This window comes from Paraburkholderia sp. A3BS-1L (assembly GCF_051125215.1).
Taxonomy (GTDB): domain Bacteria; phylum Pseudomonadota; class Gammaproteobacteria; order Burkholderiales; family Burkholderiaceae; genus Paraburkholderia.
This window is the reverse complement of record NZ_CP120442.1, coordinates 1,043,054-1,054,711: the sequence shown is the minus strand read 5'-3', so window position 1 is coordinate 1,054,711 and position 11,658 is coordinate 1,043,054. Positions and strand designations below refer to the sequence as shown.

Annotated in this window: 7 protein-coding genes and 2 pseudogenes; 2 read left to right on the top strand and 7 right to left on the bottom strand. The window is 65.8% G+C overall.

Translation table 11 applies throughout. The features are described from left to right. Positions 1–34 precede the first annotated feature (34 nt). From P5W99_RS04730 to P5W99_RS04720, 3 genes and pseudogenes are all read right to left on the bottom strand, one after another. Positions 35–1,063 (bottom strand): histone deacetylase family protein, encoded by a 1,029-nt coding sequence (locus P5W99_RS04730; protein WP_434662063.1) that lies wholly within the window; start codon positions 1,061–1,063, stop codon positions 35–37. Between the two features lie 24 nt (positions 1,064–1,087). Continuing rightward, on the bottom strand, positions 1,088–2,341 hold the full coding sequence (locus tag P5W99_RS04725; RefSeq protein ID WP_434662061.1) for a Zn-dependent hydrolase: 1,254 nt from the start codon (positions 2,339–2,341) through the stop codon (positions 1,088–1,090). 82 nt (positions 2,342–2,423) lie between these two features. Then, positions 2,424–3,083 (bottom strand): annotated as a pseudogene (locus P5W99_RS04720) (MFS transporter); the annotation flags it as partial. Positions 3,084–3,095: 12 nt separating this feature from the next. Here P5W99_RS04720 and P5W99_RS04715 point away from each other — a divergent pair. Beyond that, positions 3,096–3,779: pseudogene (locus P5W99_RS04715) on the top strand (substrate-binding domain-containing protein); the annotation flags it as partial. 47 nt (positions 3,780–3,826) lie between these two features. Here P5W99_RS04715 and P5W99_RS04710 read toward each other — a convergent pair. The 3 genes from P5W99_RS04710 to P5W99_RS04700 are packed head-to-tail and all read right to left on the bottom strand — an operon-like array spanning position 3,827 to position 8,665. After that, positions 3,827–4,285 (bottom strand): CopD family protein, encoded by a 459-nt coding sequence (locus tag P5W99_RS04710; RefSeq protein ID WP_421023460.1) that lies wholly within the window; start codon positions 4,283–4,285, stop codon positions 3,827–3,829. A 24-nt stretch (positions 4,286–4,309) separates the two neighbouring features. Next, positions 4,310–6,631, bottom strand: coding sequence for a DNA topoisomerase IV subunit A (gene parC / locus P5W99_RS04705; protein WP_421079169.1), 2,322 nt, complete (start codon positions 6,629–6,631; stop codon positions 4,310–4,312). 42 nt (positions 6,632–6,673) lie between these two features. Then, the gene (locus P5W99_RS04700) at positions 6,674–8,665 is read right to left on the bottom strand and encodes a DNA topoisomerase IV subunit B (protein ID WP_421023458.1); all 1,992 of its coding nucleotides are present in this window, start codon (positions 8,663–8,665) and stop codon (positions 6,674–6,676) included. Between the two features lie 341 nt (positions 8,666–9,006). Between P5W99_RS04700 and P5W99_RS04695 the strand changes: the two genes are divergently transcribed. Beyond that, a complete protein-coding gene (locus P5W99_RS04695) occupies positions 9,007–9,297 on the top strand; it encodes a nucleotidyltransferase family protein (RefSeq protein ID WP_434662058.1) in 291 nt (96 codons plus the stop codon). A 346-nt stretch (positions 9,298–9,643) separates the two neighbouring features. On the opposite strand, the gene P5W99_RS04690 is transcribed toward P5W99_RS04695, so the two are convergent. Beyond that, a complete protein-coding gene (locus P5W99_RS04690) occupies positions 9,644–11,572 on the bottom strand; it encodes an ATP-binding cassette domain-containing protein (RefSeq protein WP_434662056.1) in 1,929 nt (642 codons plus the stop codon). Positions 11,573–11,658: the final 86 nt, after the last annotated feature.

Here is an 11,658-nt window from a genome sequence, read left to right as displayed (position 1 = left end):
CCGCTTTACTGCATGATTTCTTGCGCCCGGCGCCCTATCGCGCGCCCGCCCTCGCAAAGCCCCCGAAGAACGCTTGCGCGTTGGCCTCGAGACTTTCGAGGTGATAGCCGCCTTCCTGCACGATCACCGAAGGCAGGCCCAGCGCGCCAACCGCCTGGCCGAGCTTGCCGAACCCGCCGGTGCTCACCGCCACCTTCGACTGCGGATCGTCCTTGTAGATGTCGAAGCCGAGCGCCAGCACGAGCGCGTCGGGCTGAAAGCGCTTGAGCACGCGCAGCGCCGCGCCCACGCGCTCGAAGAACGCTTCTTCCGACGCGCCGTGCGGCATCGGCAGGTTAACGTTGTAGCCCTCCCCCGCGCCCGCGCCGCGCTCGTCCTCGTAGCCCGCGACCACCGGATAGAAGTTGGTCGGGTCACCGTGGATCGACACGTAGAGCACGTCGTCGCGGCCGTAGAAAATCTCCTGCACGCCCTGGCCGTGGTGCATGTCGGTGTCGAGGATCGCCACACGTTTGAAGCGGCCGCGCAGCGACTGCGCCGCAATGGCCGCGTTGTTAAGGTAGCAGAAACCGCCCGCCGCATCCGCGCGCGCGTGGTGGCCGGGCGGCCGGCACAGCGCATAGCTCGCGCGCGCGCCGTCGTTGACGGTCGCCGCCGCCGCCAGCGCGCTCTGCGCCGACCAGTACGCCGCACGCCACGTGTTCGCGCCCACCGGGCAACTGCCGTCGGCGAGATAGCGCGCCGCCTGGGCAAGCACGCCGCGCAGCGGATTCGGATCGCGCACGTAGATGTTCGACATGACTTCGTCGCCCCAATCTTCGGGCATGCGCTTCCACTCAGCATGCGATTCCTCCAGGAAGCGCAGGTAGTTCATGTCGTGCACGGCGGCGATCGGCGCGGTGCCGAAGTCGGCGGGCTCGCTCACCTCGAAGCCGAGCGCGTGCGCAGCGGCAACGAGGCGCGCGGCGCGCTCGGGCACTTCCTGCGGCTCGCGCATCTGGCCGCGCGAAAGATAGGTGCGGGGATGATGGAGCAGCTGTTCGGGATGAAACCAGGTCTTCATGTTCAGTAATCCTTTAGATGGGTCTCATGCACTCGCGTGTTCGCGTACGCAGGCGCGCGCGGCAACCGCGTTGAGCAACACGTTCGTGCCCGCCGTGACATCCTCGGGCAAGGCATCCTCGGCCTCGTTGTGCGAAAGGCCGTCCACGCAAGGGATGAAGATCATCGCCGTCGGGCAATAGCGCGCGAGGTGAATCGCGTCGTGGCCCGCGCCACTCACGATGCGCTCGTTCGGATAGCCGAGGCGCTCGACCGCGTCGGCCACGAGCGCGACGCACGCCGGGTCGAACCGCGTGGCGGGCGAAGTCCAGCAATGCGCGATCTCCACGCCGAGCCCGCGCGTGCCGCCCACTGCCGCGCAAACCGCGCGCAGGTCCTGCTCCATCGCGTCGAGCTGGGCGTCGTCGGGATGGCGCAGATCGACCGTGAAGGTCACGTTGGCCGCGATCGTGTTGCGCGACGAGTTCGCGATCTGCACCTGACCGATCGTCACGAGGCCGAGCGGCGCGTGAGGCGCCATCGCGCGCTCGATTTCCAGCGCCATGTGCGCCGCACCGAAAAACGCGTCCTTGCGGTAGCGCATCGGCGTGGTGCCCGCGTGCGCGGCCACGCCCGACACTGTCACGTCGAACCAGCGGATCGCCTGGCCGCCCGTCACCACGCCGATGGTCGTGCCATTCGCCTCCAGGATCGGGCCCTGCTCGATATGCGCTTCGAAGTACGCATCGACGGCCACGCCCTGCACGGGCCGCGTGCCGCGCGCCGCGCATGCGTCGAGCGCCTCGCCCAGCGTCACGCCTTGCGCATCGCGGCGCGCGAGCGCATCGTCCAGCGTCATCGCACCCGCGAATACCGCCGAGCCGAGCATCGCGGGCGTGAAGCGCGCGCCTTCCTCGTTGGTCCACGAGCAGATCTCGATGGGCTTGTCGGTCACCACGCCCGCGTCGTTGAGCGCGCGCACCACTTCGAGCGCGGCCAGCACGCCGTAGACGCCGTCGAAGCGCCCGCCCTCGGGCTGCGTGTCGAGATGGCTGCCCATCAGCACAGGTGCGGCGTGCGGGTCGGCACCCTCGCGCCGCGCGAAGAGATTGCCCACCTCGTCGGTCCACACCGTCATACCGGCCTCGCGGCACCAGTGCGCGAACAGTTCGCGGCCGCGCTGGTCCTCTTCGGTGAGCGCGAAGCGACGCACGCCGCCGCCCGCCGTCGCGCCGATGCGCGCCATCTCCGTGAGACTCGCCCACAGGCGCGGGCCGTCGATATGCAAAAGGTCATTCATCTGTAAGCCCAGCTCCGATCTGATAATGGCTCATATCTGCACGGATGCCTCAATGCGGCATCTGTGCGGCATCCGTATTGCCTCAACGCGAACTGAGCGCTTCGGCAACCGCTTCGTCGTGCGATTGAGCGGCACGGCGCGCATCGAGCGCGATGATGCACACCAGCGACACGCCTGCGAGGCATGTATAGAACACCGCGAGCGGCCACCATTGGCCCACGTAGCGATGCGCAAGCCAGGTGCCGACGAGCGGCGTGAGACCGCCGGCCACCGCGCCGCACACCTGATAGGCGAGCGAGATGGCCGAGTAGCGCACGCGCGTGGGGAACACGCCCGAGACGAAGCCCGCGATCACCGAGTAGAAGCTCGCCATGCAGACCACGGCGATGGCGATGCCGATCACCATCGGCACGACCTTGCCGCTTTGCACGAGCACGAACATCGGGTACGGCGAAAGCATGGCAGCCAGCGCCGCACACTTGAGGAAACGCGCGCCGCCCATGCGCTCCGAGATCCACGCCGCAAGCGGCTGCGCGAGGAACTGGATGATTGCCACCGCGAACAGGCAGTCGAGAATGAGCGAGCGCGTGATGCCGACGTACTGCGTCGTGTACGCGATCATGAAGGTGTTGGTGAAGTACACGCCCGCGATGCCGATGGTATTCGCGCCGATGCACAGCAGCACGAGCCCCCGCGCCGAGCGGAACACTTCCGCGACCGGCAGCTTCACGGTGCGGCGCTGGTCCTTGAGCTTCTCGAAACCGGGCTCGACGCGCGCACCGCCGACATCACCGGTTCGATCCGCCTGCTCACGGTCAGCCGGATCGAGTCGCGCGTCTACGACGAGTTCCTTGCCGAACTCCACTCGGCGTATCCGCGCATCGATCTGCAGATCGAAGTGATGCGCTCGTCGGACATCATCTCGTCGCTGCTGCAAAAGACCGCGACCGCGGGCCTGAGCCTGTGCCGCACGCCGGTCGAAAAGCTCGAGATGCGCTGCTTCCTGCGCCAGCGCTATGCGATGTTCTGCGGCAGGCACCACCGCCTATTCGGCCTCTCGCAGCTGACGATGGAAGACTTGCTCGCGGAGAATTTCGTGTCGTTCACGAGCGATCAGATTGGCGACAGCCTCTCGCCGCTTACGGTGTTTCGCGACCAGCGCGGCTTTACGGGGAGAATCGTGGCGTCGTCGCCGAGCCTCGACGAGGTGCGGAGGCTCATTTTCGCGGGCTATGGCATCGGCTGCCTGCCCGAGCACATCGTGAAGGACGATCTGGCGCGGCAGCGCCTGTGGCGGCTGCCGCCGGAGGAAGGGCTCGTGGATGTCGACATCCACTTGCTGTGGCATCGCGACCGCAAACAGAATGCGGCGGAAAAAGCGTTCTTCGACGCGATGGAGCGCTGCATGCAGCGTTATGCGCTCGCGGAGCGGCTATAAAGCGTGGCTTTAAAGCGCGCGCCGCGAGCGTGGGCCAGCCCGAAAGCTCAGAACCCCCGCGCCATCACCGCAACGCCAATCGTCACGACGCCCAGCACGAGATTGACGATCACGAGCCGGCGCACGGTGCCCACGGCGCGCGCGCCGTCGGGCCACTTCTGCGCCTGCACCGCGCGGCGGATGCGCGGAAACACGGCGAAGCGGATATGGCCGAAGATCAGCATCATGATCACGCCGAGGCCGGCCATGGCGTGCAGTTGCCAGGTGGCGTGACCGCCGCCGAACTTCATCAGCAGAAAGCCGCCCGTGAGCAGGATCACGATCACGGCGATGCCCACCCAGTTGAAGAAGCGGCCGAACACCGACTCGATGAGCGGCAGCCGCAATTGCGGCGAGAGGTCTTCGAGCGCCGGACGCAGGCAGAAGTGGGCGAACACCATGCCGCCCACCCAGACGGCAACGCTCAGCAAGTGCAGAAAGAGCGCGATTTCGATCGCGTGAGCCATGCTTGAGATTCCTTGTACGTAGAGTTATTGCGCCAGCACCGGACGCATGCCCGTGATGACCTTGAGCCTCGAATCCGGCGCACGGCCCTTGCGCGCACGCTTGCCGATCTGCGGCGCGAGCACCGCGCCCGCCATCTGATCCTCGCCCGCCTTGCCGCCGCGGCCCGTGCCTTCGAGCACCACGCCCGCCGCCGTGATCGCGAGCGCCTGCACCAGCGTCTCCTTCTCCTCGAGCTGCATCAGAATGACGCCGCGCCCGCCGCCCGAAAGCGTCTTCATCTCGTCGAGGCCGAACACGAGCAGGCGCCCGCCCGACGAAAGACACGCCACCTGGATCGCATTGGGCAGCATCGGCATCGGCGCGAGCGGCACGCAGCCCTCGTCGATCGTCATGAACGCCTTGCCGGCCTTCACGCGACTCACGAGGTCGCCGATCTTCGCGATGAAGCCGAAGCCGTTGCTCGACGCGAGCAGCAATTGCTGGTCCGCGCTCGCCGCGAAGTAATGGAGCAGATGCGTGCCCGCTTCGAGCTCGATGAGCGAGGTGACCGGCACGCCGTCGCCGCGGCCACCCGGCAATTGCGCAACCGACACCGAATAGACGCGCCCGTTGCTGCCCCACGCGATGAGCGTGTCGGGCGTGCGGCACTGGAACGCCGCATAGAGCCCGTCGCCGGCCTTGAACGTGAAGCCTTGCTGGTCGAGCCCGTGGCCCTTGAGTGCGCGCACCCAGCCCTTCTGCGAGACCACCACCGTGATCGGCTCGTCCACCACGCGCACTTCGAAGCTCGCGCGCTTTTCCTGCTGGATCAGCGTGCGGCGGTCGTCGCCGTACTGCCTGGCGTCGGATTCGATTTCCTTCACGATGAGCCGCTTCATCGACGACTCGTTCGCGAGCAACTCTTCGAGCTTCGCCTTCTCTTCACGCAGCTCGGCGAGCTCCTTCTCGATCTTGATCTTTTCCAGCCGCGCCAACTGGCGCAGACGGATTTCGAGAATGTCCTCGGCCTGGCGCTCGGAGAGGCCGAACGCGCTCATCAGCGCGCTCTTGGGCTCGTCCGACTCGCGGATGATGCGGATGACCTCATCGATATTGAGGAAGACGATCATCCGCCCTTCGAGGATGTGGATACGGTCGTCGACCTTCGTCAAGCGATGCTGCGTGCGGCGCGTGACCGTCGCGAAGCGAAAGCCGATCCACTCGCCGAGGATCTCGCTGATGCCCTTCTGGCGCGGACGGCCGTCTGCGCCGATCATCACGAGATTCAAAGACGCATTCGATTCGAGGCTCGTGTTGGCGAGCAGCGAATTGACGAACTCGCCCTGGTCGATCTTGCTCGTCTTCGGCTCGAACACGAGGCGCACGGGCGCGTCCTTGCCCGACTCGTCGCGCACGGCGTCGAGCAGCGCGAGCATCGACTGCTTGCTCTGCAACTGCTCGGGCGTGAGCGTCTTCTTGCCGAGCTTGAGCTTCGGATTGGTCAGCTCCTCGATCTCTTCGAGCACCTTCTGGCCCGAAGTGTTCGGCGGCAATTCGGTCACCACGAGCTGCCACTGGCCGCGCGCGAGGTCCTCGATCTTCCAGCGCGCGCGCACCTTGAGGCTGCCGCGGCCCGACTCATAAGCCGCCGCGATTTCCGCCTCGCTCGAAATGATCTGGCCGCCGCCCGGGAAATCGGGCCCGGGCAAACGCTCCATGATCTCCGCGTGCGAAAGCTTCGGGTTCCGAATCATGGCCACGGCCGCCGCCGCGACTTCGCGCAGGTTGTGCGAGGGGATTTCCGTGGCGAGACCGACCGCGATGCCCGATGCGCCGTTGAGCAGCAGCATCGGCAGGCGCGCGGGCAGGGTCTTCGGCTCCTGGAACGAGCCGTCGTAGTTCGGCATGAAATCGACGGTGCCCATGTCGATTTCGTCGAGCAGGAGCTTGGCGATGGGCGTGAGGCGCGCTTCGGTGTAGCGCATGGCCGCCGCGCCGTCGCCGTCGCGCGAGCCGAAATTGCCCTGGCCGTCGATGAGCGGATAGCGCATCGAGAAGTCCTGGGCGAGGCGCACGAGCGCGTCGTACGCCGACTGGTCGCCGTGCGGGTGGTATTTACCGAGCACGTCGCCCACCACGCGCGCCGACTTCACGGGCTTGGCATTGTCGCCGAGACCCATCTCGTTCATCGCGTAGAGAATGCGCCGCTGCACCGGCTTCTGGCCGTCGCAGACGTCGGGCAGCGCGCGGCCCTTCACCACGCTCACCGCGTAGTCGAGGTAGGCGCGTTCCGCGTAGTGGCCGAGCGTGAGCGTGTCGTCGTCCGGGGCGCCGGTATCAGTGACTTCAGCAAAAAGATCGTCCATGTTTCAATCAGTCCGTATTCGTGTGCGTGCGCTCAGTTGCACTTAGATGTCCGCTTCGACTTCGTTGCCCTTCTCTTCGAGCCACGAGCGGCGCGAAGCCGCCTCGCCCTTGCCCATCAGCATCGTCATGCGTGCGACGGTGGCTTCATAGTCGAGCTCGCCGAGCGAGATGGGCGACAGGCGCCGCGTGTCGGGGTTCATCGTCGTGTCCCAGAGCTGCTCGGCGCTCATTTCGCCGAGACCCTTGAAGCGGCTGATGGTCCATTGCGTTTCGCGCACGCCGTCCTTGCGCAGCTTGTCGAGAATCGCTTCGAGCTCGCCTTCGTCGAGCGCGTAGAGCTTCTGCGCAGGCTTCTTGCCGCGTGCGGGCGCATCGACGCGGAACAGCGGCGGGCGCGCCACGCACACGTGGCCGCGCTCGATCAACTGCGGAAAGTGCTTGAAGAACAGCGTGAGCAGCAAGACCTGGATATGCGAACCATCGACGTCCGCGTCCGAGAGAATGCAGATCTTGCCGTAGCGCAGGTTCGAGAGATCGACGGTGTCGTCGGGGCTGTGCGGATCGACGCCGATCGCCACCGAGATGTCGTGCACCTCGTTGTTCGCGAACAGACGGTCGCGCTCGGTCTCCCACGTGTTGAGCACCTTGCCGCGCAGCGGCAGGATGGCCTGATATTCCTTGTCGCGGCCCATCTTCGCGGAGCCGCCCGCCGAATCGCCCTCGACGAGGAAGAGCTCGTTGCGCGCGATGTCGGTCGACTCGCAGTCGGTGAGCTTGCCGGGCAGCACGGCCACGCCCGAGCTCTTGCGCTTTTCCACCTTCTGGCCCGCGCGCGTGCGCGCCTGGGCCTGCTTGATGACGAGATCGGCGAGCTTCTTGCCGTGCTCGACGTGCTGGTTGAGCCACAGTTCGAGCGCGGGACGCGAGAACGACGAAACGAGCTTCACGGCGTCGCGGCTATTGAGTCGCTCCTTGATCTGCCCCTGGAACTGCGGGTCGAGCACCTTGGCCGAGAGCACGAACGAGACGCGCGCGAACACGTCTTCGGGCAACAGCTTCACGCCCTTGGGCTGCAGATTGTGCAATTCGACGAAGCTCTTCACGGCCTGGAACAGGCCATCGCGCAGGCCGCTTTCGTGCGTGCCGCCCGCGGGCGTCGGAATCAGGTTGACGTAGGACTCGCGCGTGAGCGAGCCTTCCTCGCTCCACGCGACCACCCACGCGGCGCCCTCGCCTTCGGCGAAGGTGTCGTCGGTGGTGCGAGCGTCGGCGTAGCGCTCGCCTTCGAAGAGCGGGATCAGCAAGTCGCTGCCGCCCATGCCTTCGAGCAGATAGCCGCGCAGGCCGTCTTCGTATTTCCACGAGAGGCGCTCGCCGGTCTTCTCGTTGACGAGCTCGACCTCGACGCCGGGCAGCAGCACCGCCTTCGAGCGCAGCAGCCGCTGCAGTTCGCCGAGCGGCAGATTGGCCGAGTCGAAGTATTTCGGATCGGGCCACGCGGTCACGCGCGTGCCGGTCTTTTTCTCGTCGCGCGCGGCGTTGCGCGTGGTGATGGGCTTGACGACGTTGCCATCCGCAAAGCCGATTTCGGCGACCTTGCCATCGCGCCAGACGGTCACGTCCAGCCGCGTCGAAAGCGCGTTGGTGACCGAGACACCCACGCCGTGCAGGCCGCCCGAGAACGTATAGGCGCCGCCGGCGGCCTTGTCGAACTTGCCGCCCGCATGCAGGCGCGTGAACACGATTTCGACGACGGGCACCTTCTCCTCGGGGTGCAAGCCGAACGGAATGCCGCGGCCGTCGTCGTCGACGGACACGGAATGGTCGGCATGCAGCGTGACGGTGATGCGCTTGCCGAAGCCGCCGAGCGCTTCGTCGGACGCGTTGTCGATGACTTCCTGAATGATGTGCAGCGGATTCTCGGTGCGCGTGTACATGCCCGGCCGTTGCCGGACGGGCTCGAGGCCCTTGAGCACCTTGATCGACGCTTCGCTATATCCAGCGTTTGCAGCGTTTGACTTCTTCGTTGCCATGGTGATCCGCAGGGGGTTATCCGCGCGCTTGTCCACAGGTCCTGTGGACATCTGCGGGGAAAACGCGTTGAGTGTTCAAAAAAACCGTGTCGAAACAACGGGGTGAGCGCGCTGCGCAACGCCCGTGCAAACCTCGCCGGGCCGGCGCGCGCTCCCGCAGTTGTTCGAATGCGCGAGGTATTGTACTGATTTGGGCTTGCGCGGCAATTTGGAAGAGGGTCGGCCGTTCGGCCGAGGGGTAGCGAGGTGCGGGAGTCGCGAAGAATTGGGCACGTGCGGCGCGCTGCCTGCCGCCAGGAATTCAACCGGCCTGTCGCCCTGTTTGGGAGCGTGGAGTTGTTATGAAACCGTCCGAAGCCTTGCGCGCGCATCGCGCTGAGATCCGCGAAATTGTCGCAAGCCATCACGCGATGAATGCGCGCGTGTTCGGCTCGTCGGCGCGTGACGAGGATAACGAGGATAGCGACCTCGATTTACTCGTCGATCCAACGCCGGAAACTACGCTTATCGATCTCGCGCAAATTCAGTTGCGCCTCGAAGCGCTCATGGGCGTGCGAGTGGACGTACTTACGCCCAAAGCGCTGCCCGAGACCTTCCGTGCCCGCGTAGTCGCCGAATCGGTACCGGTATGAGGAAAAAAGATCTGCGCACCCCGGATTACTTGCAGCATATCCTCGACGCCATCGAACGCATTCGCACATACACGGAGCCTCTTTCACACGAGAGCTTCGAGGCAACACCGATGGCTGTCGATGCCGTCGTGCGAAACATCCTGACTTTGCGGCCGCGCACCCGGAGATACCGTGGGAGGCGATGTACGGAATGCGCAACCAGGTCTCGCACGGCTATTTGCCGTCGACATCGACATTGTCTGGAGCACCGTACAGACCTCCTTGCCCGACCTGAAACACAAGCTCTCGAAGCTGAAGCCCACATAAAAAAGCGGCCTTCATCAGGCCGCCTTCTCTGCGCATCACATCACTTGCGCTTGCTCTCCAACTCTTCCCACCGCTCCAGCGCAACCAGCAATTCCTCATCGATCGCCGCGTAGCGCTCGGTGAGCCGAGCCCCCTCCTGCGCATCCTTCGCGAAAATCGAGCCGTCCTCGATCTGCGCACCGATTGTTTTCTGCTCGGTCTCCAGCGCCTCGATACGTTTGGGCAGTTCCTCAAGCTCGCGCTGCTCCTTGAACGAAAGCTTCACGGTGCGCTGCGCGTTGCGGCCCGCCGCGCTCTCCTTCGGTGCGACGGCCACGCTCGCGGTTTCCTTCGGCGCGCGCGCCTCGGCAATTTCCTGCGCGCGGGCGCTCTGGGTCTGCCAGTCGGTGAAGCCGCCCACGTACTCGCGCCACTTCCCCTCGCCTTCGGACGCGATCACCGAAGTCACCACGTTATCGAGAAACGCGCGGTCGTGGCTCACCAGCAGCACCGTGCCGTCGTAGTCGGTCAGCAGTTCTTCGAGCAGTTCGAGCGTGGGGATATCAAGGTCGTTGGTCGGCTCGTCGAGCACCAGCACGTTCGCGGGGCGAGCAAACAGACGTGCAAGCAACAGGCGGTTGCGCTCGCCGCCCGACAGCGACTTCACGGGCGAGCGCGCGCGCTCGGGCGCGAACAGGAAGTCGCCCAGATAGCTCATCACGTGCTTCTTCGCGCCGTTGATCTCGACCCAGTCGCTGCCCGGGCTGATGGTGTCGGCGAGACTCTTTTCGAGGTCGAGCTGCGCGCGCATCTGGTCGAAGTACGCCACCTGGAGGTTCGTGCCCACGCGCACGGTGCCCGCGTCCGGCTTGAGCTCGCCGAGGATCAGCTTCAACAGCGTGGTCTTGCCCGCGCCGTTCGGGCCGACGAAGCCGATCTTGTCGCCGCGCATCACCGTGCCCGAGAAGTTGTCGACGATCGTGCGGTCGCCATAGCGCTTCACGACGTCGGTGAGCTCGGCGACGATCTTGCCCGACTTCTCGCCCTGCGCGACGTCGAGCTTCACGTTGCCCTGTACGTTGCGGCGCTCGGCGCGCTCGTTGCGCATCTGCACGAGCCGTGCGATGCGTCCGACGCTGCGCGTGCGGCGCGCCTCCACGCCCTTGCGGATCCACACTTCTTCCTGCGCGAGCAACTTGTCGAACTTCTCGTTTTCCACGCGCTCGACTTCGAGCTGCTGCGCCTTGCGCTCCTGATACTGCGAGAAGTTTCCCGGATACGAGAGCAGCTTGCCGCGATCGAGCTCGACGATGCGCGTGGCCACGCGATCGAGGAACGCGCGGTCGTGGGTGATGAAGAGCAGGCTCGAGCGCTGCGCGACGAGCAGTTCTTCGAGCCAGCGGATGCCGTCGAAGTCGAGGTGGTTGGTCGGCTCATCGAGCAGCAGCACGTCGGGCTGCACGACGAGCGCGCGCGCCAGCGCCACGCGCTTTTGCATGCCGCCCGAGAGCGCGCCCACGCGCGCGTCGCCTTCGAGGCCGATCTGCGCGAGCGTGGTCGACACACGCGTGCGCCAGTTCCAGGCGTCGGCGTGATCGAGCGACGACTGCAGCGCATTCATGCGCGAGAGCAACGCGTCGTGTTCCGCGCCTTCGGGCGTGTCCGCGAGCCGGTGCGCGACCCCGTCGAATTCGTCGAGCAGCGCGCGCACGCCCTCGAGCCCCGAGGCGACCGTGTCGAACACGGTGGCCTCGGCGTCGAAATCGGGCTCCTGCGGCACGTAGACGGTCGAGAGATCCTGCTGGCGCGTGACGAGGCCGTCATCGGGTCTGGCGAGGTCGGCGACGATCTTGAGCAGCGACGACTTGCCCGCGCCATTGCGGCCGATCAGCCCGACGCGCTCGCCGGCTTCGAGCGAAAAGTCGGCGAGATCGAGCAGCGCGACGTGGCCGAACGCGAGTTGCGCGCCGGTAATGGTGTAAAGCGACATGAGTGGAGAGCGTTGCCTGCGTTGGAGAGCAAGCGCGTATTGTACCGGGGCGCGCGCTGGGCACAGGGGGCGCATGGGAGCCCCTC